Below are 24,729 nucleotides of genomic sequence, written 5' to 3'. Positions count from 1 at the left end.
ATGAAAATCATAATATCACATCCCACTGCGAATGCCAATGTTAGAGAGGCGATCGCAGGTTTTTTGAAGAAAAATCTGGTTTATAGGTTTTATACAACAATCGCTGTATTTCCAAACACCATTCTCGATAAAGTTTCGGAAATTAAAGTTTTTCGAGAACTTAAACGTCGAAGTTTTCATCCGGCATTAGAATCGCTAACCCGGATGTACCCCTTTTTAGAAGCGGGCCGACAACTAGCCCTGAAAGGCAAGCTTAAAAACTTAACGGTTCATGAAAAGGGTATGTTTAGTGTGGATGCGGTTTATCGTGATTTAGATCAAAAAGTATCGCGCATTATTGAAAAAGATAACGCTCAATTATATGGAGTATACTGTTATGAAGATGGCGCACTGCTTTCGTTTACAGAGGCTAAGAAAAAAGGAATATCTTGCTTTTACGATTTGCCCATCGGTTATTGGAGAGCGGCTCATAAAATCTTAAAAGAGGAACAAATTAAAAATCCAGAATGGGGAAGTACGCTGCTCAATTTCAACGATTCTGAAGCCAAACTCCAAAGAAAGGATCATGAATTGGATCTAGCTACTAAAATATTTGTAGCCAGTACTTTTACCGCAAAAACATTACGGATGTACCCTGGTAAATTGTGTACCATTCATACTATACCTTATGGTTTCCCTCCGATCGCTGAACACCGTCCAATTAAATCAAAACATTCACCTTTGAAATTATTATTTGTCGGCGGATTATCCCAACGAAAGGGGCTGAGTTATTTGTTTGAAGCGGTTTCCAATTTAGGGGGGCTGGTAGAACTTACTTTAGTAGGTGCTAAAGTTACTGACAATTGCAAAGCTTTAAATGCTGCACTTTTAAACCATAACTGGATTCCTTCTTTACCTCATGACTCCATATTGAAGCTTATGCGCGAACAAGATGTTCTTGTTTTTCCTTCATTATTTGAAGGGTTTGGATTGGTCATTACTGAAGCGATGTCACAAGGAACCCCTGTAATAACTACAGATCGTACGGCAGGCCCTGATTTAATAGAGGATGGTGTAAATGGTTGGCTTATTGAAGCGGCTTCCGCACAGGCTATAAAAACCTGTATTATGCACCTTGTTGAAAATCGAGATGAAGTAGAACGTGTAGGAGCAGCTGCTCTGGAAACAGCTAGAAAACGTCCTTGGAGTGTGTATGGTGAGGCACTTTCACAAACTTTACTGTCATCTGATCAGAACCCTTCAATTTAGTTTATATTTTTTATATTCTCGTGGAACGTTTTAGCAACTTACCCATACCTGCAACCCTAGAAAATCGTCATCAGTTGCTAAAAACAGGTATCTGGATTTATTTTATTTTGTTAATTTTTGAAGGAGCTTTAAGGAAGTGGTTTTTACCCGGTTTTTCAGCGCCCTTACTAATCATACGTGATCCCGTTGCTGTTTGGCTTATTGCAGTGGCTTGGAAGAACAACCAGATTGTACCATCTGTCTATCTAAAGGCAATGCTAGTAGTCACCTTAATAGGAATAGGAACCGGTTTAATTTTTGGACACGGAAATGTTGCAGTAATCCTTTTTGGAGCGCGTATTCTACTTCTTCATTTTCCTTTAATTTTTATAATGGGTAGGGTGTTAAATTCAGAGGATGTAATGCGGATTGGGCGTGTTATGTTGTGGATTTCAATCCCAATGATTATTATAATTACCTTACAGTTCTTTAGTCCACAATCTGCGTGGATAAATAGGGGTGTAGGTGGAGATCCTGATGGAGCGGGATTTAGCGGAGCATTGGGATACTTTAGACCTCCAGGTACGTTCTCTTTTACAAATGGTAATACCTTGTTTTTTAGTTTTTTAAGTGTATTTGTTCTTTACTTTTGGTTTAATCAGGGGGCTAATAGAATCCTGTTGATTTTTGCTACTTTGGCCTTAACAGCATCTATCCCTTTTTCTATAAGCCGGGGTCTTTTCTTTTCGGTTATTATTTCCATAGTTTTTGCACTCGTGGCTGTGCTTATCGATAAATCTAAACCTTCCTATACAATACTTATTATTGGAGTTGTTCTTAGCAGCTTTATCTTTTTGATCAGTCAGTTTGAACTTCTGAAGGCACCTTTAGAGGCCTTTACTTCGCGTTTTGATACTGCAAGTGATATTGAGGGCGGTCTAGAAGGAACTCTTATAGACCGTTATCTTGGTGATCTCATCACCTCATTTACGAGTGATCCTAACTTGCCCTTTTGGGGTTATGGAATGGGGATGGGAACTAACGTAGGGAGTACCTTACTTACAGGAGCACGAAGTTTTTTAATCGCGGAAGGAGAATGGGGAAGACTAATAGGAGAACTGGGTATCTTATTAGGATCTCTGGTTATTCTCATTAGATTGGGGTTTTGTTTAAGTCTGACACTGAAGTCCTATCAATTTTTAAGAGCAGGTTCTAGTCTACCTTGGTTTATGCTCAGCTTTGTTCTTTTGAACGTACCTCAAGGGCAATGGGCTCAACCTACAGCTTTAGGTTTTGCTGTATTTAGCGGAGGTCTTTTGATGGCTTCTTTTAATTCTGAGGATACTTAATAATCTGTTGATTTTTTATTTATGAAACTCATTTTTTTTTCACATCCTGATTTTTTAAACCATCAGAGTATGCCGCGATTTACCAGAATGCTTGCTGAGGGTATGAAAGAGCGGGGGCACGAGGTTTCGGTCTGGTCTCCTAGACCCAAAGCCTTTAAACTTGCACCCACATCTGGTCTAAAAAAATACTTTGGTTATATAGATCAGTTCTATTTCTTTCCCAAGTCCGTCCGAAAGCGGTTGAAAGCTCTGGATGACGAGGTGCTCTTTGTATTTAGTGATCAAGCTTTGGGGCCTTGGGTTCCTCTGGTTGAAAATAGGATAAATGTGATTCACTGTCATGATTTTTTAGCACAACAATCTGCTAAAAGCGAAATACCCAATCAAAAAACGGGTATTTTAGGGAGCTTTTATCAATACCTTATACACAAGGGTTATACGAGAGGTTCGAATTTTATATCTGTATCTCAGAAAACTCAAAATGATCTTCACCGTTTTTTAGCTAAAATACCGGCTTCTTCCTCTGTGGTTTATAACGGCTTGAATCAAGCATTTGCACCTGGAGATAAAACGCGTTTATTAAGCAAGCTACACAAATTGATATCTCTTGATCTTTCTGAAGGTTTTTTACTTCACGTAGGCGGAAACCAATGGTACAAAAATCGGATAGGCGTTATTGAAATTTACAATGCCTGGCGTGATCTGGATTCTAAATCATTCCCTTTACTTTTAATCGGACACGAACCCGATGAGTTATTAAAAAATGCAGCAAAACATTCACCTTATGCTTCGTCAATTTATTTCTGGACTACAGCCTCAGATGAAGCCGTAAAGTGGTCCTATGCTTGTGCTCAACTACTTATATATCCTTCATTAGCAGAAGGATTTGGATGGCCTATTGCAGAGGCAATGGCCTCAGGTTGCCCCGTGATAACTACTGGCGAGGCCCCGATGACGGAAGTGGGAGGTTTGGCTGCGCGCTATATACCCCGAAGGCCTGATCAACAAGATCGTATTCTAAAATGGGCTGAAGAATCTTCAAAGGCAATCACTGAAATTTTAGATTTAGATGCTTCTTCCCGTAAGCAACTCATTGAACAGGGAATACGTAACGCTAAACGCTTTGATACTCGAGAAGCCTTAGACCAAATTGAAAATATATACCAAACGCTTGTCACCAATTATAAAGCATGAAAATTTTACACGTTGTAGATAAAATGGATCCCACAAGAGGAGGTGTTTGTCAGGCTATACGAACCCTTATCAAAGGATTTGAAGAGCAGCATATACACAATGAAGTAGTGAGTACAGATATTCCTGATGCAGCTATTGATTTTAGGGATAGCTTTCCTCTCCATAAAATGGGAGAAACTGTTAATCCTTGGAGTTACTCTAAAAAAATTAAATCTTGGCTGGCTTCAAATATTAGACGTTTTGATGTAGTTATTGTGCACGGTTTGTGGCAATACCCCCAATATGTGTGTTACCGTCAAAAGCTTAGTATGGACCAGCACTCTAAAATTCGTTTTTATCTGATGCCGCATGGAATGCTCGACCCTTATTTTCAACAAGCACCCGAACGAAAACTCAAAGCCTTGAGAAATATTTTGTATTGGTCGTTAATTGAAAAAAAAGTAGTAAATACTTTAGATGGAATACTATTTACCTGTGAAGAAGAACTAGAGCTGGCACATCATTCTTTTAAGGGTTATTCTCCCAAGCAAGAACTTGTCGTAGGGTTGGGAGTTGAGCAACCCCCGGCGTTCACTTCATCTATGCGAGGTGCCTTTGCTGCACTATGTCCTGTACCCAAAGACAAACCTTACTTTCTTTTTTTAAGTCGTATTCATGAGAAAAAGGGTGTAGACTTGTTGATCAAAGCCTATGCTAGATTATTTAATGAAACAAATCAAAGCTTACCTTTATTAATTATTGCCGGTCCTGGAAAGGATTCAGATTACGGAACTCAACTCATAAGACTTGTTCGGGAAAAACATCTTGAGGAACATGTACTGTTTCCCGGAATGCTCACTGGTTTGTCAAAATGGGGAGCATTTTATGGGTGTGAAGCGTTTATTTTACCAAGTCATCAAGAAAATTTTGGTATTGCGGTAGTTGAAGCTCTTGCGTGTGGAAAAGCCGTTTTAATTTCTGAGCAAATAAATATTTGGAAGGAAATCGTTAGGGGAGCTGGCGGTTTTGCTGAACATGATGACCCAGAAGGAACCTATCTTTTGTTAAAGAAGTGGATTACCAGCTCAATAGAAACCAAGTCTCAAATGCAAACAAATGCACTAAGAACCTACGAAGATTTTTTTAGAGTTTCTGTTACAACGCATAGGTTTTTAAATCTTATTATTCCTACTACTGCCTAATATTATGAACTACCAGAATTTGAAATTATTTCAATTGCCCGCATCTTTTAGAGGGCGTTCTAAATACATCGTACAACTGTGGTGGATCGTAAATGCAACCTTATTTAAATGGTCGCCTCAGTTCTTATTTGCTTGGAGGAGATTTTTATTACGACTTTTTGGAGCTGAAATTGGAAAAGATGTTCTTATAAGATCTACCGTTAAAATAACCTATCCCTGGAAATTGAAAGTAGGTGATCATACCTGGATAGGCGATGAATGTGTCCTTTATAATCTAGGTGAAATCACCATAGGAAAGCACGTAGCCATTGCTCATAAAGTATATTTTAACACGGGTGGCCATGAATATGATAAAGTGACATTTGATATTTTTTCTAAGCCGATCACAATTGAAGATGAATGTTGGCTTACCAATGACGTTTATCTGGCACCCGGAGTACACATCGGAAAAGGAACAATCGTAGGGGCGCGGAGTAGTGTTTTAAAAAGCTTACCCGGGGCAAAAATATGTGTTGGTACTCCTGCACTCCCTATTAAAGACAGAATTATACTATGAAAAAAATAAGCATTACAGGCGGATCTGGATTTATTGGAACAAACTTAATTGATTGTCTGATTTCTAAGGGCTACGAAGTACAGAATCTTGATAAAAAACCGCCACTTAAAGATACCCATCGTTCCTATTGGAAAGGGGTGGATATTTTAGATTTCGAATCGCTGAAAGCAAGCTTGATGGCGTTTCAACCCGATGCTATAATACATCTTGCAGCGGTTACTGATCTTGAAGGAACCCAGCCAGAATATTATCGAGCTAATACGGAAGGAACTCAAAATATTATAGCGGCGGCAGCGCTTCTTCCAAAATTGAAAAAAATCCTTTTCACTTCGTCGATGTATGTGTGTGAACCCGGTTACATTCCCCAAAGTTACGACGAGTATAAACCTCATACGCTTTATGGAGAAAGCAAAGTTGCAGGAGAAAAGCTCGTGAAAAATATACAGAACCCTCATTATGTCTGGACCTTAATACGACCAACCTCTATATGGGGGCCATGGTTTGGTATACCCTATATAGATTTTTTTAAAGTGGTTTCTCAGAAGAAGTATTTTGATTTTGGTAAAGCTTGCACTAAAACCTATGGATTTATCGATAACACAACCTATCAAATACATCAGTTACTAATTTCTGAATCCAGTGCATTCCAAACCTATTATTTAGGGGATGATCCACCAATACCGATATCCGAATGGGGAAATGAAATCTCGATAGCTATGGGAAAAGGACCTATACGGAAAGTTCCTTATTTCATATTAAAATTGGCGGCCCTCACCGGAGATCTGTTGATAAAGACCGGGATTAAATTCCCTATTAGCAGTTTTAGATTAAATAACATGACTACAAATAATATTTTGCCACTAGGTAATTTATATAAAATAACTGGAGACGCTCCATATACCCGTATAGCAGGCGTAAAAAAAACAATTAAATGGTTACACGAGCAAAACGCATTTTACTAATAGGCTATAATTTTAGTCCTGAGCCTACTGGAATAGGTAAATATAGTGGGGAAATGATAGACTGGTTCGTGCAGGAAGGTTATGATTGCAGCGTAATCACTGCATACCCCTATTATCCTTATTGGGAGGTACAAGAGCCATACGTAAAGCGAAGATTTAAATTTACTAAAGAACGAACAGATCATCCTTCTGGGGGAAGTGTAACCACATATAGATGCCCTATGTATGTACCTGAAAACCCTTCGGGAATCAAACGCATACTGGTAGATGTTTCTTTTTTTATAACTGCTTTTTTACAATTGAGTCTCTTACTATTCCGTAAAAAATTTCAACTTATTATTACAGTGGCTCCATGTTTTCAATTGGGATTATTAGGGGTTTATTATAAAAAATTGAGAGGTGGTAAATTGGTATATCACATTCAGGATCTGCAAATAGAAGCAGCACAGGATCTCGGGATGATTCGATCTCCCAATATTATAAAAAGTTTGTTAAAGGTAGAAAAGTATATTTTTAATAAAACGGATGTAATTAGCAGTATTTCAGAGGGAATGGTATCTAAAATTAAACAAAAAGCTGAAAAAGAAGTTTATTTTTTTCCAAACTGGACCAACACAGCATTCTTTTATCCCTTTTCGGAAAGTGAAATACAAAAGATTAAGAACAACTATGGTTTTGAAACTCACGATAAAATCATTCTGTATTCAGGAGCTATTGGTGAAAAGCAGGGGCTTGAAATGATTCTCAGTACAGCAAAAACAGTTCAGTCAAATCCTGATATTAAATTTATAATTTGCGGTACAGGACCTTATCGTTTACGCTTGCAAGAGATGACCATACGAGAGAACATCACCAATGTTTACTTTTTTCCCTTACAACCTCTTGAAAACTTTAATGCATTTCTAAATATAGCAGATGTGCATTTGGTCATCCAAAAGGCCAAAGCTGGAGATTTGGTAATGCCTTCCAAACTCACTAATATTTTATCGGTAGGTGGCCTGGCTTTGATAACCGCAAATATCGGAACAGGTTTATACAATGTGGTAACCAATCATCAGATGGGTATTGTAGTTGAGCCTGAGAATCCCATTGCTTTCCGGGATGGTCTTCTCAATGCCATTCAGAAGAAAAATCAACAATTAAAAGGGAATGCGCTACATTATGCTCAAAACTTTCTTGCCATCAATACGATTATGAAACGATTTGAAAGAACTCAATTGGATCAGCTATAGAGGCGTAAGGGGTTATGAAAAGGCACCTGTAGCAATTGTCAGGAACTGACTCAGTTTAGTTTTTCGCAACGGGTATGTTAAACTCCCTGATACTGTTTAGGTTACTTATTTTCCAAATGTGGATACCACCGTGCCAACCTTCATCTCCATGCAATACGTATAAATCACCATTTAAAGAAATAATATCTCCCTTAAGGTTGTTACCGGCCATACCAGGTACACCGGTTTGATCCCATACGCGTTTACCTTTAAAGATGTCTGCACCGGTAACTCCAAATTTCCCAACCATTAAGCCGTTGTCGTAAACGTGTGTGAATATATTAGTTTGCATTTGTTTCCAAAACTCACCGTGGTAATTCCAAAATATATTTTTACCTTCTACCAGAATCACTCCTCCGGGATATTGCACCCCATTGCCCATATCGTATCGCCCGTCTTCGGGATACGGACCGTAATAATTTCTGGCCGTTCCTACAGCTGTTTTCCATTTAAAACCCGTTTCTCCTTTTTTCGTTGCACCCAGATGATACTTGTTAGAAGAATAATCAGGTGCTGCTGAACCTCCTTCAAAAGATATTATTAAGTTACTTTCAGTATCATTTCTCGGGGGGTAGTTCCAGCTAATGGTTTCCCTGTAAATGGGGTCACTGGGTTGCAGGATCCCTGTATTGGCGACTTCTTCTAAATCTCCCCATACCGGATTGTCATTTTGATCAAAACCGGTTAAACTTCGTTCTTTCCAGTAGAGTGGAGGCTGATTGGGCTTTACGACCAATTCACCGTCAAAATAGCGAATGTTGCCATTTGGGAGCAGGGTCGCTGTAGGGGTTCTTCTTTTAATTTTAATACCCGTATATCGCAAGCCTGTGTCTGCTAATTCGACAACTTCCCATTGAGTGGCATTTGTAGCAAGTTGAAAAGCATATGTTTTCCCATTGCTGAGCGTACTCACCCACTTTAGACGGTCGTATTCCCCATCTTGTTCTATTTTAAAATTACCGGCCCAATTTTTGACTAATTTCCAGTTCCCTTTTTCGATATCCACCGAGAACTCTAGATAATTTGCAAACACTCTTGTGGGATTACTTCTGTCTACTCCCATAGACCTTATCCAGCACTGGTACATTATAAAATCGTCTAAAGTATAGTCGGTATTGAAACGCAGCGATCTATAATTGCCTGTATCCCCCACCCACAGCTTCCCATCATCCTGATAGCATAGAAACGTTTTCATCTCAGGTTGTGCCGGGTTGATAAGCATAAATTTATGATCTAATACATTGGGGTTTGTACGATACCCTCCCGAAATACCTAAAGTTTTGATCAGAGAACCGGCAGAGTTAAAAATTTTTATTTGATTGGTTTCGCCGTCGGCAATAGCAATATTTTTGCCCGTTTTATTTAGAGCCATTGCCAAAGGTTCTTTAATGGTGTTGTTGAAAATATTACGATTATCAAGAAAACCATTGTTTAAAATGGTGTACTGCTCAATCATCTTATTGTTTATACACCAAAGTTGATTTCCTATAATTTTCAATTCTCTGGGATTTATAAAGTCGGTAAAGGTATTGACTAAGCGCCCTGTATTTTTGTCGTATACCGAAATGCTATTGAGCTTACCTCTTGCTATGAATAAATAATTACCATTGTTCTGAACTGCCATTCCTGTAATTCGAGATTCTTCGCCTTGAACCCTACCGATTACTGATCTATACTTATGGTTGGAAGCTAAGGTATATTGAGAACCATGGGAAAAGTCGTACTGAGCATTATCGGCTATGTTGATTGCAAAAACCATTGTCGGTTTTTGATCATTCCAGATATCTAAACCTCCTATAAAAATCCTTTTTTCGTCTGCACAGATATACGGAACTTCCAAACCATAATGAATTCTTGAAAGTACCGGGATCTTTTTATTTATATTATTAATTTTAAACTTTCCAAAAGCAGGATCATGTTCATTATAACCACAGTTATAGTAGAGTTGTTCACCCACCTGAATCATGCCCTGTATGACTTGCGCATTATTGAAAATGGAGTCCCCTCCATGTGTATTTGAAGTATTGCCTATAATGCCTTTCCATTCGTAATTAACCTTATTAGCAAGAATTTTAATAGTAGTCGTAGTGTCATTTACCGGTTTTCCTTCATCATCCAATCTATCCCAAACCACACGATGAGTTCCACTTTTTTTTTCAAGATTACTCCAGAGGGTTCGAAGCAATGTTCCATCTTCTGTATAAACCCCCGCGCTGGTTCTTAAAGACTCCTTTAAGGTATAGGTGTTTGCCGGTTTGGGTATATTATGGAGTGGATAATAATTTTGGGCAACTGCTGCGTACGAAATACCTAGTAAAATACCTAGAATTCTTTTCATTGCTGTCCCGAAATTATATAGGAGTCTGGCCCCTGCTTTCTCAATAACCCGAAATTGACATTGCCAGAATAACTGTTCAATACCCCCGGTCTTTCTGATGTATAATTGAGTTTTACACCTGAGTCTGTAGCGATGGTTAATACCGAACCGTTATGTGCTTCTAAATTTATAAAGTCTCCAATTTTCATAGTGTCAAAACCTTTACTAATCGTAAGTGTAGCACTAGCTGTGCACGATATGGTGTTACCTATGTCTTCGGGTGTAATGGTTCTAGAAGCTCTGAAATCCAGTATTTTTGATCTGGTTAGGTATGTTTCATCAATTTCTTTTAACCAGGCGATCTTCATGCTGTCTACCTGAGTTTTGGTGTAAATTTCGGGAGTTCCAGTCAATTTAGCATACGTACCGTCAAAATCATCAGAAACATCCTGATCCCAAGCATCAAATACGGAAGCTGTATCTTCAGAGAACGTGATGGTATTTAAACCAGCTACCTGAGACGCAGAGATTGTACCTGTTATGGTCTCTGCCTGTTTTGCATATAAAGCGTAGGGTACACTCAAAAGCTCGGTGACCCCTGTTAACGTATAATTTCCTGTGCCTGTAGGATCTATTTGTGTTTTAATAAAATGTGAATCTGCCCCCCAATCAATTGTATCAAAACCACCCCAACTAATTGTACCAGTACCAATCTCTAAAGTGACTAAACCATTCTCGTTTGTTGTTGTATAGTGAGTTTCTTGATAGAGACTATTGCCTTCAGGAGAACCACTAAGAATATCGATTTTAATAGCAACTTCCGACGCTATGATTAGATTGTTTTCGCTATCGCGAACAATGGCCTGATAACTTAATTTTTCTGGAGTTTGGGAATAGCTTTCCACCGGGATGAAAAGCGACAAGATACCTATCAAAATCCATTTCATTTTTTTTTAAGTTTTAAGTAATTTAAATGTTTTTATGAGTTTGTTATTATTCATTATGATCACAAAATAGGCAGCAGCTTGAAGTCTTTGACATGCTATTTTAGTTTTTCCGGTTTTAATTACTTCGTGTTGTACGCGTGAACCGTTTTGGTCAAAAATGGTATACGTGATATTAGGATTATTAAAATCTTTAATTTCTAGTATTAAAAAATCGGTTATGGGGTTTGGATATGCTAATATACTCACATTATGTTCTGGTTTTTCAGTTCCTAAAAAAACTTCTGAAGCCACCGGTTGTTGTACACCGGCTAATATAGTAGTTTGAGAATTATTTAAGTAATGAAAAAACACTTGGCCTACTGAGAAAGAAACAGAACCCTTATCGCTTTTCAGATTGCCGCCTGAAGCACCCATATTGACAAATTGTGTATCCAAACCTTTTGAAGTTTGGGAATAATTATTTTGAAAATTGAATATAAAGATTAGAAAGATGAGTTTAAGGGGTGTCAGTACTTTCATAAGTATTCTTTATTTGGGGTTGACTAGGGTTAAGAATGCAGTTGTTCTTAATTTTTTGCTAAAATAACAATAAATAATCGACGAAATACATATAAATCAGATAAAATGTTTTGTATCGTATTTTTTAAGCTTTCTTAAAAAAACTGGGCCTCATCAAGATTCTTTAGAAATACATCTTAAAAATTGAGGTTTTGGTTTAAGTATTTAAAAATTAACTGTATACGTTTGGATTGATCTTGGTGCTTCAAGCGATTAATTTGGCATGACACCGATTTATAGTCTGAAAAGAAATACACACTTTTGAACTGTACTTCACAATATTTGCTGGATCAAGCGAAGGCAAACAGGATGGAATCCAATACGTACTGTCTTCTAAAATCAGATAACTACTGCTGTACCAATTAGCATAGTATGCGACTTTCCTAATAATACGTTAAGTAACAGGCTATTTTGCTGTATTGGCCTCTGAGGATTTTTTTAATGTTAAGCTGGATGGGGTTTATAAAACGTATGGGGAAATCAAAGCCCGAAAGGGGAGCAGAACTAAGTTTCTGGAAGAGCTGATCCTGAAGTTAGAATATAAGATGCGGCAGGATGAGGCTTGATTAAGTCTTATAGTTCCTCTTAGAACCTGTTCAATTACTTTGGTAATATAAAAGCAAAGGGGATAGGGGAGGATTGTGAATTGTTCTTTAGAGGTTTGTCGTAGTTTTTTTGATCAAGGCTGTTATGAAAACTCTGTGCTTGTGTGTTTTTTGAAGATTTACAGTATGTTACTAAGCGCGAAGGCGATGTCAGTAAGCTTTTTGCAGGCCCTTACACTATATTATTGAAATTTCATACCCAAACTAATCCCGAATGAACTTGCATTCAATGAAAAAGATCTGCTTGCATTCGAAATTAGCGGTTCTGAATTCTCCATGTAGAAAAAATCATTAGTATAATAAAGACCGACTAATAATCTTTGATTAAACAGATTTGCTACGTCAAATACTTGACCAATTTTTATCTGATGACCTTCTCTAAAATCACTTTTATTAAACGGTGTGAGATAACCATACTGTAGAGTCAAATAATGATATTTATTATCAACATATAATAATTTGAAACCTAATCCTGTTTTAAATGAAGCAAAAGATGGATTGTTATAATTTGCTATACCGGCTATACCTACGGCAGCAAATTTTTTAAAAATTTTATAATCTATATTATAAACCAATTCCAATGAACCTTTACCGTTTATTGAAGTTTCACGTGCCTTATTATCAAGATCATAATATTCATAAGAACTTTTATTACTAGCGTTTAAGTCAACATAGACCTGTGATATCCATTTAGGTCCAGAATCATTCTGGCTATTTGCTTTTACGGCAAAAAGTAATACTATAATTACAAAAAGGTTTTTATTATTCATTTCTCTTAATTTATGGTCTAATTAATCTATTCCCTTTCCAAGTATTACAAATGAAATCTTAAAAGCTTATTAATGAAAAGGTAATAAGTCTTAATTTATAAATTACGAGTCTTGATTCATAAATGGATCGAAGTAAATTTTTAAACAAGGAGATAAGTATTTACTTATATTTAAATGGACAATATATTATTTCCGCTTATCCTTACTCTCCCGATCAAACGCCACCAAATTAAACAATTCCCGCATTCTGTTGCGTAAACGATTGCTGTAAAGAGCTTCAAGTTCACCGGCGTTTAAATTGATAGTGGCGTGGGTTTTTAGATTACGTTTGGCAGTTAGATAGGGGTGGTAACGGGAGAGCAATACTTCACCCATCACGTTGAGATCTTTCCCGTAATAGCGACCGGACGGTTCTAAGCCCAGATCATCAAAAACGGTAGTATTTCGAATTGCCGTATTCTTCAACGGATTTAAACCCCAAATGGTTAAATACAAAGCTGATGTTAAGACAGGGGAGCAGCACTAAGTTTCTGGAAGAGCTGAACCTGAAGTTGGAATATAAGATGCGGCAGGATGAGGCTTGATTGCAGATTCTTGAATACAGGTGTTCTCAAAAATATCCTTCATCAAACTCAGGGTGACCTCTTGAAATGACAATACGTTAGCTCTTTGTCTTTTGTATGGCTATTTTGCTATATTAAAGAGTCTCAAGCGGCAATAGCAATGCCCAATTTCCCTAACAAGGAGTTGAAAAAAAAATCACTAATATTGATTGTACGTTGAAAGTCTGGTGTACAAAAGTCTTTATTATTTATTCTCATTCTAAATAATGAGTATATTTGCAGTTAAGTTTACCTGTCATGTCCCCTAAACCTGATCATACTTCTGAAGCTTTGCTTCTCTCTCAATTGAAGGGAGGAAGTGAACGGGCCTTTACACACTTTTTTGAACGCTATTATCCTGCTGTCACCGGCTTTTGTAAACAGTTTGTATACGACGAGGAGCAAGCCCGAAGCATGGCTCAAGAGGCTTTTATAAATCTTTGGCTGAATCGGGAAAAGCTTCAAAAGCCTGAAGGGATACCCTCTTTTTTATATACTGCAGCCAAGTCTAAATGTCTCAATGTACTCAAACATGAGAAGGTGGTGCGGAACTACCGGAATGTGGCATTGGCTGAAAAAGAACAGAATCTGAATCTTGAAGTCTTGAATGCATTGGATTACGACAGTTTGAGTCTTACCGAACTGCAAGAAAATGTTTCGCGTTTTTTAGAACAACTCCCCGAGCAGACCCAAATTATCTATACTATGAAGCGGGTAGCGTATAAAAAAAACGCAGAGATTGCAACCGAATTGAATATATCTATCAAAACGGTAGAAGCCCATATGACACGGGCTCTAAATCACCTTCGGGAGGCACTTTCAGACTACCTTCCTGCCTTTTTGATCGCACTCTTTCTAGACTAATCTTAAAAAAATCACAATTTAACATAGGGTTTGCTGATTCTGAGTTGTACTTAGACCAAACCTGCTATTTAAAACAATGGATAAAGCTATTCTCTATAAATATTTCAACAATGAAGCAACAGAAGCAGAAGTCGATGTGTTGTTTGCGTGGATTGAAGCAGCTCCTCGAAATAGACAGGAATTTATACAACTGAAAACAGCCTGGGCGCTTACTTCAGAAGCTCAGATGGATGCCAGCCTTTTAAAGAATCAACGTCCTCAATTGAAACCGAAACAAAGTCGGACTAAAATTTGGAGATACGCAGCGGTCTTTTTAGTGTTGCTTGGAGGAGCACTCACCTGGTATGCTTCGCGATCTGCATTTGAACCCAAAACAGAAAATGCCATTGTACTTGAGGTATCACAAGATGACTCTTATACCCTAAAAAAAGAGCAACCGGTCTTGATTACTGCTGCTAACGGTATGCAGGTAGCAGAAGCAACTGCGCAACAGATAACATACGAAAAAGGTGCCGACAGTACACAGATTTTGCCCCAACGCATCACGGTACCTTATGGTAAAACCTACAAAGTTTTGTTAGCCGATGGCTCTCAGGTATACCTTAATGCAGGAAGTACTTTGGAGTTTCCTAATGTCTTTACTGGAGCAACACGAGAAGTACGTTTAACAGGGGAAGGCTTTTTTGATGTAGCTAAAAATCCTCAAAAACCTTTTCAGGTGCATACCGGTCCCCTAACTGTAGCCGTATTGGGCACCCGCTTTAATGTCAAGGCTTATGCAGAATCTGGTTTTATTGAGACCGCATTGGAAGAAGGCTCTGTAGGGCTTCATCAAAATAAAATACACAAGTCTGGTATGGTATTGATCCCGGGAGAGTTGGCTTCTTATAACCGAAACACTCAGGAGTTTACCAAAAAGGCCGGCAATATAGAGCAAGAAATCGCCTGGATTTACGGTGAGCTGTTATTGGATAATACGCCATGTACGGAAATCTTAAAAAAGCTAGAGCGGCATTATAATGTAAAGATTCATAACCATTATCCGCAGTTGGCACAGCAAAGCTTTAGCGGTGCTGTAAAACTTGATTTAGGCATAGAGCAGCTCCTTCAAGTACTTCAGTTGGATACAGATTTTGTGTATGAGATCCATGGTCAGCATATTACCCTAACCAAACCTAACACCAACCATTAATTTATAGCTAATGATAAAAACTAAACTACGGGTATGGACCCTACCTTACCACTTGTTCTTTTTTGGAATGCTTTTAATGAGTCTTTCTACAACGCTTCAAGCACAACAAATAAAGGTTAAAATAGATCAGGTTCCTCAAAGTCTGGACCAACTGATAGCTTTGGTAGAGGCACAAACAGATTACCGTTTTGTATATAATACCAGTAAGATTACTTTAAACACCAGTTTACAAAAAACACCTACAGATACAGAACTTGTTCAATTATTAGATGCTGTTTTTTCCGAATTACCCTACCGGTATACGATAAAAGGTAAGCAGATTATCATTTTAGGACAAAAACCGGCTTTACAAAATCAAGAGCAAAGCCGAATGATTACCGGGACTGTACACGATACCTATGGCAATCCCTTGCCTGGCGCTACGCTTACTGTGGTAAATACCCGAAAGGGAGTGATGACCGACGCAGCCGGAAACTTTAAGTACTTGGTACAGGCCGTAGCTCTGAATGCCTTACAGCTGGAGGTAAACTATCTGGGAATGAAAACCCAACTCGTGACTTTAGGATCACGCAGCCGATTAGACATTCAGATGGAAGAAGCGCAAAATGAACTGGATCAGGTAGTGATTACCTCGTCATATGGCACTCAAAAGCTAAAGGAGGAAGTGGTAGGAAGTATAGTTACCGTGACTGATAAAGAAATACCCGTAGAGCAGGCTTCAGAAAGCATCGATAAAATGCTGGAAGGGCAGGTAGCCGGGGTACTGATAGAGAATACTTCGGGCGTGGGTGAACCGGTGCGAATTGACATTAGAGGGCAAGGCTCGTTAACCCCATTAAATAACTCCTTACTGGGGACTTCTACCCAGCCGCTCATCATTATTGACGGCGTGATCATGACAGAAGAAACCGGGATAGATAATAGCTTTTTTGATGGGGGAGGGGTTGCCGGAGAGTCGTTTAACAATCCGCTGTCTAAGATCGCTCCCGGAGATATTGAAAGCATCAATGTACTAAAAGATGCTGCTGCGGTGGGAATCTACGGTGCCGATGGAGCCAATGGGGTGATCATCATCACCACCAAAAAAGGAAAACGCGGCAAGACCCGTTACAATTTCTCTACCCAGCTTGGGGTTTCTGAAGCGATCAATCAGATTCAGTATTTGAGCGGACCGCAATACACCCAACTGCGCAATGAATTTTTACGCAATACCCGGGGGACGTTACTTCCGGAGAATGGGGTAAATACCAACTGGTTTGACCTCTTAAACACGACCGGCGTATATACCAAATACAACCTGAGTGCTTCGGGCGCTTCAGAACGTTTTAACTACCGGGCGAGTGTGACCTATCTGGATATCGATGAGCCGCAAATGGGGAATGAAAATAAACAGGTAAATGCCAACATCAACCTGAGGTATGACCTTGGGAAGTTGGATTTTCGCTTATCCCTTTCTCCCAGTTATGATAAACGTACCCAACCTAACATCTATTACGGCTATGCCTTTGTACCGCGCTTGAGTCCGTATAACGAAGACGGTTCGTTTGCCTTACTCGGAGTAAACACTGTGGCCAATCCGCTAGCCGCCATCGCACAAAACCGAAACGACAATAGCAGTTACGGACTCTTAGGAAGCTTTAACGTGAACTATCAGGTGACTGAAGGTTTGAAGATTTCGTCTTTATTCGGTTTGGATTATAAAGAAAAAGAGCAAGACCGGTATTTCTCAGGCGCTAATGAAAGCGGAAGAGGGAATGGAAGCTTTGTGCTGGATGGAACAACCTATCCGCGTTGGGGACGTCGCATCATCAACGGGCGTAACAGCACCCGCTGGAACTGGCAAACACAGGTGTTTTATGAAAAACAATGGGGCGATCACGGTTTTGATGTTCTGGGCGGACTCGAACTGAGTGAGGAGCAAACCGATCTGGACTTTGCTTCAGGAACCGGATTTACAAATCCGGAGGTGCTCAATGCCGTAGCCGATGCGCTGCAGGATGATGATCCCGATACGGTTGCTGATGAGCGTTTCAGCAATCAAACCTACCGTACCGACATTAATAACAACTCGCGCGTTTCGTTTTACGGGCAGTTGAATTACGATTATAAGGGCAAGTATTACTTCTTAGCCAACTTCCGAAGAGACGAGAGTTCGGTCTTTGGAAGCGCCAGTAATGTCGCCTATAACGGAGGTGCCGGTTTAAGCTGGGTAGTGTCTAAAGAGAACTTTTTGAACGACGCGCCCTGGTTAGACTTTTTACGACTGCGCACCAGTTACGGAAGCACCGGGAATTCGCGTATAGGTTCGTACCGTGCCTTAGGTTTGTACAACCGCCGCATCAACTCGGGCTATAACGGCCTAACGGAAGCAACGCCTAGTGCAGCACCCAACCCTAATTTGAGTTGGGAGCGTAACAATAAGTACAATGCAGGACTTGATATCAACCTGTTTGGGCGTTTACAGCTTACTGCAGAATACTATTACGACGATTTGAGAGACCTGATCACCTCGCGTGAAATTCCTTCAGAAAACGGATACAGCAGCCTGCAACTCAATGCTGCGCAGATGTACAACACCGGGCTGGAGTTGAGCGCGCGTATACAATGGGTAGACAGCAAGAAGTTTAAATGGAATACCAGCTTTAATATTGCAACCCTTAAGAATGAGGTAACCGACCTGGTTGGTTTAGGAAGTGATTATTCTACCGCGGCTCGTGCCCTGGCGCAACGCATCGGGTATAGTACCTCTGCGATCTGGGGTCTGGATTGGGCAGGTATCGATCCGGCAACGGGAAGAGATATGATTCGGTATAATGATCAGGTTTATGACCTTGCAACCTACCGCTCCTTATACACCGAAGCCAACTGGCAACCCATTGGCGACAGTCAGCCGGATGCCTATGGAGGTTTCAGCACCAGTTTTCAGTTTGGGAACAGTTTGAGCCTGAGTGTACGCGGTTCGTACCAAATAGGCGGGGAGTACTTGGCCGATTACCAGCTGATCTCGCAGTACAACTTTACCACGAGTAGAAACCTTTCGGTGAATGCGTTTGATTATTGGAGAGGCCCGGGAGACACTTCGGCCTTACAGCCTTTAGTGAGCAGCAGCAATCCTATAGCCGCAAACATGAGTAAATACCTGTATGACGCTACGTTTGTCAAACTGAGCAACATCAACCTGACTTACACTATTCCCGTAAGTACCCTGAAGGTTCCATTAGACCAACTTTCCGTATTTCTAGATGTATCTAATGTAGCCTATTGGTATAAAGACAAATCGCCAGCGGGACGCAATGGGATTCGCGAATTCCGTTTTACCTATCCGCAGGCACGCACGATTTCAGTAGGGGTTAAAACCAGCTTTTAAACAAATAATGATGAAAAAACTACTATATACTACAAGTCTCCTAGTTCTCCTGTTTGCACAGGTAGGCTGCAGTGACTTTCTAGAACAACAACCGGGAAGTCAGATCTCTATTGGCGAACAGTTAGCAACCCGCGAGGGGATGCTGGAAGCTGTCGCCGGGATGTACTCGAGGATGGAAAGCACCCTGCGTTTGGAGCAGTATACCGTGTATGCCGATCTGCAAGGAGGAAATTTGAAATTCTCACCGGATGCTTCGGGAAGCAATCAAGGGGAACTAAGTATACCTGAATTGGTACAGCAGCTGTATAACTTTAACGACACCGCTTTACAGAGCGAGATGGAATCGTTTTACGACAACAGCTATGCGGCGATCTCTGCGGCCAACTTGCTGTTAGAATACATCGACACGGTAACTTATTTGAGCGCTATAGAACGGGATGCTATTGCAGCCGAAGCCTTGAGTGTACGGGCGCTGATGCATTTTGCCCTGTTGCAGGTGTATGCACAGGATAGCAACTATCCCGAAGCCAATATGCCGGGCATCGTTTATAATACCGAGACCTTACAAGAAGCATTAGCTTACGCACCGCGTTTGGGATTGCAGGAGACCTATACTGCTATTACCGCCGATCTGGAACAGGCGATAAGCCTATTTCCTGATGCCCCTGTTTTAGAAGGCCCCGCGTACTCGTATTTTAGAGCTATGAGTGCCGAAGCTTTGCTGGCCCGTGTCTATCTGGCACAAGGCGCCTGGGAAAATGCATATACCCACGCCACGCAGGTGATCGCTACTTCGGGTGTAATACTTACGCCTAAAGAAAGCTATCTGGAGTCTTGGGAAGAACCTTTGCAGCCGGTTTCTGAGATCTTGTTAGAGCTTTCAGTTTCTGTAGATGCCGATGGAGCTATTGGTGGAAGTAGGGCTGCACAGTATGGGTATAGCAGTGCGAATACCTATGCCGATTATGTGGCTTCTCAAGATCTGCTTGACCTGTATGCTCCTGAAGACATACGTGGAGCTCTTTTTGTGGTTAAGGAGTTAGCGACTTTAGAAAACGAGCAATTGGTAGACCGCCCCTATTATTTCACCGGGAAGTTTCAGGGGAATCCCGGGAATCCCATCTTACGCTTAAGCGAGCAATACCTGATCGCAGCAGAAGCCGCTTACCAACTCAATAATACTGATGCTGCCCTGAGCAACCTGAATGCAATACGCGAGCGCGCAGGCCTGAAAGCCCTAGTACAAACGGAAAACCTGGAAGAAGAATTGTTTCTGGAACGCAGACGGGAACTCGCATTTGAGAACCAACTCTTTTTTGACCTTAAACGTACGGGAAGGGATGTGAATCGCAATGACGGGTGTCTGTCGATTACCTGTAGTCTGGACTATCCCGCTAACTTTTTTGTGCTCCCTATCCCGCAAAGCAATATTAACCTCAATGCAAACTTGATACAAAATGAAGGCTACTAAACTACTATATTTACTGGCATTAGGCCTTATCTTAGGATGTACCGATGATGATTTGAGCAATCAGCAAAATCAGGACCTCCCGGCTTCCTTGCGCTTTAATTTTTTGGTCAACAGCAATAATGAACCTATTGAGTATCCTGAACTTAGCGGTAATGAGTTATCGGTAGCGACCTATGAGAATACCTCTTTGCGTACCTTAAAGATTCCTGTGGTGTTGAGTGCACGCAGCCTGAAGGAGACGGTCACTGCGGGCTACAATGTGAATAGCGGTTTGCCGGAAGATTCTTATGAGATACAACCTCAGGAACTCCATTTTACGGCAGCACAGCCTACCGATACGATCGAGGTACGCTTTAATCAGCGCTGGACCGCCGGGGAGACTATAGCTTTTAGCCTCACCGAAGTTTCTGATCCCAGTATTCAGTTGGGGGCGCTCAACGAGGCTACTGTAGGCGATCGCTTTGAAGTGACCTTAGGGGAGGTAAACACTACCTACCAACTGAATACGAGCAGAATTGATCTTTCAGGAGCTGTGGGAGAAACGGTAGCCTTCCGTGTAGAATTCCCCAATGGTTATATAGAGGAGGAAGTGGATGAAGCAGGGATCTTCAGCTTTTTGAATGGCTTTGATTATACGTTGGAACGTACCGGGCAGGGTAGCGATTACATCAGCTATAGGTTGACCCTAAACGAAGATTTGAGCGCTGCAGATGTCAATTTTCAGACGATTATTACCTTACAACAGCAACCAGCATATAACATTTCGGGTAATGCCAATCTTTTGGTGATCAAACCCATACAAACCGATCGTGATCTGGCAACCAATCCGGCGTCTCATTTTTACGATACGAGCAATCCCTTCTATCTGGTACGTGGCGAAAACTGGATAGATCATGATAATGATGGCGCGTGCAGCTGGAGGTCCTGGACTGCCTTTGCGGTACCGGTTGAGGTAGCTGCAGACCATCCAAATGCGATTTTGGGTTCTGACAACGCTACACCAGATCCTGCTGATGATGTGTATTACGATGCCTACCGTATCGGTTTCAGTTCATCATTGGCAGGCAGAACGACCAATCCGTTCAACTTGCAACGTTGGTTTGCTAATGAAGCAACCGATGCTTCCGCATCACCGGGCTTTAATATTGAGGCGGCTATTGAATTTTATCCGGAAGGAGGAACCAATACTACCCAAGGAAGTGTTGCTGTGATTCCGCAGTTTTTAACGATCTCTAACAGAGATGGCGAACTATTTGAATTGGCGATCTCAGGAAGTGGAAGCTACCGTCAGGTTTCAGAAACCCTCTGGGAGATGAAGTTTGAATTGCGAGTAACCAATGATGCGTTGTATGGCGGAACCGTCACCTCAGAATATTACATCTATAACGACAGGGGTTATGAAGATCCTACAGACTTACCTGGCAACTCTTGCGTAGAAGAGATCACCCTTTAATTCTTTAAATCATTGATTATGCAAAAGCTATCTATATTGTGTCTCGCGCTGCTTCTTTTGAATTCCTGTAAGGAAACTGAGAAAGGAGAATATACCGCTATCGCCCAACTCCGTAAGGTGTATGCTACTGGAGATCCGGAAACCTGGCCTGCACCCCATTTAGACAGCAGCATCACCAACTTTAAAGAAATAGGGCATTTGGAGGAGGTTCCTTTTCCTGAGGACAACCCATATTCTAAAGAAAAAGCAGACTTGGGGAAAAAATTGTTCTTTGATCCCAGGTTGTCGGTGAGCGGACAAATAGCATGTGCTTCCTGCCATAATTCAGAATTGGGGTGGACCGATAATATTACCCGTTCTTTTGGGCATGATCGACAAAACGGAAAGCGCAATGCAATGACCATTATGAATGCTGCTTTCGCGCACGAGTTGTTCTGGGATGGGCGTGCCAGCAGTCTGGAAGAACAGGCGCGTTTTCCTATAGCAGATCCTGTAGAAATGAACGAACAGTTTAATCTGGCTGTAGATAAGATTGCTGAAGTAGCTGGCTACAAACCTTTGTTTAAGGAAGCTTTTGGTAAGGATACCATCTCTTTAGAATTTATTCAAAAAGCTATAGCGACCTTTGAACGTACGCTAATTAGCCGTACCAGTAAGTTTGATCGCTTCATCGATGGCAGACCAGACCAATTCACCGATGAAGAAGTGCTGGGGCTGCATTTGTTTCGTACCAAAGCGCGCTGTATCAATTGTCATAACAGCGGTTATTTTAGCGACAATCAATACCATAATGACGGGCAGGTGTTGTTTGGCACTAAAGATGAAGACTTCGGAAGGTTTGCCGTTACCGGTGATCTTGCAGATATTGGTAAATTCAGAACTCCTTCTTTAAGAGAAGTAGGTCGCACCGGCCCTTGGATGCATCACGGGCATTTTCCCAGTTTACGGGATGTGGTAGAGTTCTATAATCTGGGAAATCCTCAAGTGGTTCAAAAGCAGTATCTGGGAACGCCTCGTGACTCGTTAATACCTAAAGTTTCTCCTATCCTTCAAAAACTAAATCTCACTCGGGAAGAGATGCATGCCTTAGAAGCTTTTTTACACACATTGACTTCTGGAGATCTGAGGACGCGAGCACCTAAGTTACCCGAGTAGGTAACTTGCGAAAGATGGAATTAGGTTAGAAATATTCAGCATTGCATAAGGCAAAGATTTATCGACTTGGCCCTACGTGAAGCTCAGGGTGACCTCTGGAAATGACATTCAGTTTACGGCATACTCGAGACTTACATGCTGAGAGACGGGTCTTGTGCTAAAAATGTATTGTTCCGTTTAATGCTTTGCGGGCCTGCCTTTGTTGGCAGAGCGGCTTGCACCGAAGTAGGTTACTGTTTTTTATGGTTTAACAGCGACATATGTTCGATAGCGAATTTTAAAACATCCAGGTTTTTATCGACATAAACATCTGGTGGCATCCCGTAAGGATCTATAGGGTTTTCTGCGACATCCCGTGCCCGTATGGAGGAAGGGTAGTGCAGTTTAAAACAGTTTATTGTTTTTGTTAGCACATTGAAGCCGTCAATTATACCCGCCGTGTTTTGACCATATAGAATTACTTTTTCGCTTTGCCGTGTCCTGTAGACAAACGTTTCTCCTGAGCTAATGGTTTTTTCATTTATAAGAACAGCTACTTTTTGATGGGGAGCAAACAGTGTATCCGGGACGGAAGTACTGGCATATGCTGCACCATCTGGCCAGAATACGGTACCTTTTAAGGAAGAGAGGTAATCGTATTCTGCTTTGCTTTCCGCTTCCAGTTCTTCTGGCTTTCTCCCGTTTAGGAACATGTTAATATTTCCTTCAGAGATCCAGATACCATAATTAGGTGTTTGAATAGGTCCCGATAAAATATACGGAAAAAGAGGCTTGTAAACCGCATCGTTACCTCCGTTGTTATCCCGTACATCAACGATAAAAAAAGCTGCCTCAACCAATTCCTGATGGTGGGCTCGGATCAGGCTATCTACAAAAGCAGGTTCTTTCTCATAGAAATTAGGGAAACGAATGTAGGGGATCTTTCCATCTATCATCCGTATATGGAAATCACTGTAGCGCTCTGTTTGCGCAGTATCGGTTATCGTATTTGGGTTTGCCGGTCCTACCTTTACCCACTTGTTGTAGTTGATAAACTCCAAATGCTCTGGGTTTTGAAGGTTAACTTTCAACTTCCTTCCGCTATTATCGTCCATATAATAAACCGCCTCATACGCATTGCCGTAAACCTGGCTGAGTTCAAATTTAACGTCTCCCGGCTTCCAAAGCTTATTTGTACTGCTTAAGATCACCCCTGTAAATTGGTTAGGAGCATTTTTTTGGGGCAGAATGCCCACTTCGTAAGCACCATATTTCCATATACCCAACAGGTCTGTATTCTGGAAGGTTTTCTTTTTTTTAATGTTATTTACTTCTTTGAGGAAAGCGCTCTTATCCATCACGATGCTTTTACGCGTTTCTTTAACAGCCTTGTTGTCTGTAAAACTGATGCTAGTATGACCATCCCTAAAGAATTGCAGCCATTGTTGCAGTATGGGAAGACAAGCTTCTATTGCTGTAACACGAGCGGCTTTTTGTCTAAAAACCTCTTTGTTGGCCGCATAAAGTTCTTTATTGGTTTGGGTAACTTTAATAGGGAACAACGCATAATCATGTTCATAAACCTGCACAACCTCCTCAAAAGTTTCTGCACAGGTACACTCTTGAGCGTGTATAGTTATGATGCTCAACAGTAAGAAGGAGGGCGCTAGAACGAATTTTGAACGTAATCTCATTGGAAGGTATTGGTA

Annotated in this window: 19 protein-coding genes and 1 pseudogene; 14 read left to right on the top strand and 6 right to left on the bottom strand. The window is 40.8% G+C overall.

Annotated elements, in window-relative coordinates:
- The 7 genes from DSM03_RS15730 to DSM03_RS15700 all read left to right on the top strand — a co-directional run bounded on the left by DSM03_RS15730 (nt 1) and on the right by DSM03_RS15700 (nt 7,701).
- On the top strand, nt 1–1,248 hold the full coding sequence (locus tag DSM03_RS15730) for a glycosyltransferase family 4 protein (RefSeq protein WP_128763329.1): 1,248 nt from the start codon (nt 1–3) through the stop codon (nt 1,246–1,248).
- Nucleotides 1,249–1,322: 74 nt separating this feature from the next.
- Nucleotides 1,323–2,576, top strand: coding sequence for a hypothetical protein (locus tag DSM03_RS15725; protein ID WP_201740455.1), 1,254 nt, complete (start codon nt 1,323–1,325; stop codon nt 2,574–2,576).
- Between the two features lie 21 nt (nt 2,577–2,597).
- Complete coding sequence (locus tag DSM03_RS15720) at nt 2,598–3,770, top strand: glycosyltransferase (protein WP_128763328.1); 1,173 nt, start codon at nt 2,598–2,600, stop codon at nt 3,768–3,770.
- Complete coding sequence (locus DSM03_RS15715; RefSeq protein WP_128763327.1) at nt 3,767–4,951, top strand: glycosyltransferase; 1,185 nt, start codon at nt 3,767–3,769, stop codon at nt 4,949–4,951. Before DSM03_RS15720 ends, DSM03_RS15715 begins: the two co-directional genes overlap by 4 nt.
- A gap of 4 nt (nt 4,952–4,955) precedes the next feature.
- Complete coding sequence (locus tag DSM03_RS15710; protein WP_128763326.1) at nt 4,956–5,507, top strand: WcaF family extracellular polysaccharide biosynthesis acetyltransferase; 552 nt, start codon at nt 4,956–4,958, stop codon at nt 5,505–5,507.
- Nucleotides 5,504–6,469 carry an NAD-dependent epimerase/dehydratase family protein gene (locus tag DSM03_RS15705; RefSeq protein WP_128763325.1) on the top strand — a complete coding sequence of 322 codons (966 nt, stop codon included), beginning with the start codon at nt 5,504–5,506 and terminating at the stop codon, nt 6,467–6,469. Before DSM03_RS15710 ends, DSM03_RS15705 begins: the two co-directional genes overlap by 4 nt.
- Complete coding sequence (locus DSM03_RS15700; RefSeq protein ID WP_128763324.1) at nt 6,439–7,701, top strand: WcaI family glycosyltransferase; 1,263 nt, start codon at nt 6,439–6,441, stop codon at nt 7,699–7,701. Before DSM03_RS15705 ends, DSM03_RS15700 begins: the two co-directional genes overlap by 31 nt.
- Nucleotides 7,702–7,756: 55 nt before the next feature.
- Here DSM03_RS15700 and DSM03_RS15695 read toward each other — a convergent pair whose 3' ends face one another.
- From DSM03_RS15695 to DSM03_RS15685, 3 genes are read right to left on the bottom strand one after another with little or no spacing between them, the layout of a single operon-like run.
- Complete coding sequence (locus tag DSM03_RS15695; RefSeq protein WP_128763323.1) at nt 7,757–10,078, bottom strand: hypothetical protein; 2,322 nt, start codon at nt 10,076–10,078, stop codon at nt 7,757–7,759.
- Complete coding sequence (locus tag DSM03_RS15690; RefSeq protein ID WP_128763322.1) at nt 10,075–11,004, bottom strand: hypothetical protein; 930 nt, start codon at nt 11,002–11,004, stop codon at nt 10,075–10,077. The genes DSM03_RS15695 and DSM03_RS15690 overlap by 4 nt, the downstream gene beginning before the upstream one ends.
- A gap of 6 nt (nt 11,005–11,010) precedes the next feature.
- A complete protein-coding gene (locus tag DSM03_RS15685; RefSeq protein WP_128763321.1) occupies nt 11,011–11,523 on the bottom strand; it encodes a T9SS type A sorting domain-containing protein in 513 nt (170 codons plus the stop codon).
- Nucleotides 11,524–11,981: 458 nt separating this feature from the next.
- Here DSM03_RS15685 and DSM03_RS15680 point away from each other — a divergent pair, with 458 nt between their 5' ends.
- A complete protein-coding gene (locus DSM03_RS15680; protein ID WP_128763320.1) occupies nt 11,982–12,128 on the top strand; it encodes an RteC domain-containing protein in 147 nt (48 codons plus the stop codon).
- A gap of 221 nt (nt 12,129–12,349) precedes the next feature.
- Here DSM03_RS15680 and DSM03_RS15675 read toward each other — a convergent pair whose 3' ends face one another.
- Both DSM03_RS15675 and DSM03_RS15670 read right to left on the bottom strand, forming a co-directional pair.
- A complete protein-coding gene (locus tag DSM03_RS15675; RefSeq protein ID WP_128763319.1) occupies nt 12,350–12,937 on the bottom strand; it encodes a hypothetical protein in 588 nt (195 codons plus the stop codon).
- Nucleotides 12,938–13,123: 186 nt separating this feature from the next.
- Nucleotides 13,124–13,451 (bottom strand): annotated as a pseudogene (locus DSM03_RS15670) (ATPase); the annotation flags it as partial.
- A 346-nt stretch (nt 13,452–13,797) separates the two neighbouring features.
- On the opposite strand from DSM03_RS15670, the gene DSM03_RS15665 reads away from it, so the two are divergent.
- The 6 genes from DSM03_RS15665 to DSM03_RS15640 all read left to right on the top strand — a co-directional run bounded on the left by DSM03_RS15665 (nt 13,798) and on the right by DSM03_RS15640 (nt 23,041).
- Nucleotides 13,798–14,403, top strand: a complete 606-nt coding sequence (locus tag DSM03_RS15665) for an RNA polymerase sigma-70 factor (RefSeq protein WP_128763318.1) — start codon at nt 13,798–13,800, stop codon at nt 14,401–14,403.
- A gap of 76 nt (nt 14,404–14,479) precedes the next feature.
- Nucleotides 14,480–15,595 carry a FecR family protein gene (locus DSM03_RS15660; protein WP_128763317.1) on the top strand — a complete coding sequence of 372 codons (1,116 nt, stop codon included), beginning with the start codon at nt 14,480–14,482 and terminating at the stop codon, nt 15,593–15,595.
- A 10-nt stretch (nt 15,596–15,605) separates the two neighbouring features.
- Complete coding sequence (locus tag DSM03_RS15655; RefSeq protein WP_128763316.1) at nt 15,606–18,962, top strand: SusC/RagA family TonB-linked outer membrane protein; 3,357 nt, start codon at nt 15,606–15,608, stop codon at nt 18,960–18,962.
- Nucleotides 18,963–18,972: 10 nt separating this feature from the next.
- Nucleotides 18,973–20,433, top strand: coding sequence for a RagB/SusD family nutrient uptake outer membrane protein (locus DSM03_RS15650; protein WP_161568068.1), 1,461 nt, complete (start codon nt 18,973–18,975; stop codon nt 20,431–20,433).
- A complete protein-coding gene (locus tag DSM03_RS15645) occupies nt 20,420–21,886 on the top strand; it encodes a hypothetical protein (RefSeq protein ID WP_128763314.1) in 1,467 nt (488 codons plus the stop codon). Before DSM03_RS15650 ends, DSM03_RS15645 begins: the two co-directional genes overlap by 14 nt.
- A gap of 18 nt (nt 21,887–21,904) precedes the next feature.
- Complete coding sequence (locus DSM03_RS15640) at nt 21,905–23,041, top strand: cytochrome-c peroxidase (protein WP_128763313.1); 1,137 nt, start codon at nt 21,905–21,907, stop codon at nt 23,039–23,041.
- A 230-nt stretch (nt 23,042–23,271) separates the two neighbouring features.
- On the opposite strand, the gene DSM03_RS15635 is transcribed toward DSM03_RS15640, so the two are convergent.
- Complete coding sequence (locus DSM03_RS15635) at nt 23,272–24,714, bottom strand: S41 family peptidase (RefSeq protein ID WP_128763312.1); 1,443 nt, start codon at nt 24,712–24,714, stop codon at nt 23,272–23,274.
- Between the last annotated feature and the right edge of the window lie 15 nt (nt 24,715–24,729).

The sequence above is a fragment of the Leeuwenhoekiella aestuarii genome, from assembly GCF_004104055.1.
Lineage (GTDB): Bacteria > Bacteroidota > Bacteroidia > Flavobacteriales > Flavobacteriaceae > Leeuwenhoekiella > Leeuwenhoekiella aestuarii.
Note: the sequence above shows the minus strand (reverse complement) of the source record. Positions and strands in the feature narration are given on the sequence as shown.

Bases quoted from the DNA above. Each gene is read 5' to 3' on its own strand.
- DSM03_RS15730 (WP_128763329.1), top strand. From the start codon at position 1: ATGAAAATCATAATATCACATCCCACTGCGAATGCCAATGTTAGAGAG.
- DSM03_RS15720 (WP_128763328.1), top strand. From the start codon at position 2,598: ATGAAACTCATTTTTTTTTCACATCCTGATTTTTTAAACCATCAGAGT.
- DSM03_RS15715 (WP_128763327.1), top strand. From the start codon at position 3,767: ATGAAAATTTTACACGTTGTAGATAAAATGGATCCCACAAGAGGAGGT.
- DSM03_RS15710 (WP_128763326.1), top strand. From the start codon at position 4,956: ATGAACTACCAGAATTTGAAATTATTTCAATTGCCCGCATCTTTTAGA.
- DSM03_RS15705 (WP_128763325.1), top strand. From the start codon at position 5,504: ATGAAAAAAATAAGCATTACAGGCGGATCTGGATTTATTGGAACAAAC.
- DSM03_RS15700 (WP_128763324.1), top strand. From the start codon at position 6,439: ATGGTTACACGAGCAAAACGCATTTTACTAATAGGCTATAATTTTAGT.
- DSM03_RS15695 (WP_128763323.1), bottom strand. From the start codon at position 10,078: ATGAAAAGAATTCTAGGTATTTTACTAGGTATTTCGTACGCAGCAGTT.
- DSM03_RS15690 (WP_128763322.1), bottom strand. From the start codon at position 11,004: ATGAAATGGATTTTGATAGGTATCTTGTCGCTTTTCATCCCGGTGGAA.
- DSM03_RS15685 (WP_128763321.1), bottom strand. From the start codon at position 11,523: ATGAAAGTACTGACACCCCTTAAACTCATCTTTCTAATCTTTATATTC.
- DSM03_RS15675 (WP_128763319.1), bottom strand. From the start codon at position 12,937: ATGAATAATAAAAACCTTTTTGTAATTATAGTATTACTTTTTGCCGTA.
- DSM03_RS15665 (WP_128763318.1), top strand. From the start codon at position 13,798: ATGTCCCCTAAACCTGATCATACTTCTGAAGCTTTGCTTCTCTCTCAA.
- DSM03_RS15660 (WP_128763317.1), top strand. From the start codon at position 14,480: ATGGATAAAGCTATTCTCTATAAATATTTCAACAATGAAGCAACAGAA.
- DSM03_RS15655 (WP_128763316.1), top strand. From the start codon at position 15,606: ATGATAAAAACTAAACTACGGGTATGGACCCTACCTTACCACTTGTTC.
- DSM03_RS15650 (WP_161568068.1), top strand. From the start codon at position 18,973: ATGAAAAAACTACTATATACTACAAGTCTCCTAGTTCTCCTGTTTGCA.
- DSM03_RS15645 (WP_128763314.1), top strand. From the start codon at position 20,420: ATGAAGGCTACTAAACTACTATATTTACTGGCATTAGGCCTTATCTTA.
- DSM03_RS15640 (WP_128763313.1), top strand. From the start codon at position 21,905: ATGCAAAAGCTATCTATATTGTGTCTCGCGCTGCTTCTTTTGAATTCC.
- DSM03_RS15635 (WP_128763312.1), bottom strand. From the start codon at position 24,714: ATGAGATTACGTTCAAAATTCGTTCTAGCGCCCTCCTTCTTACTGTTG.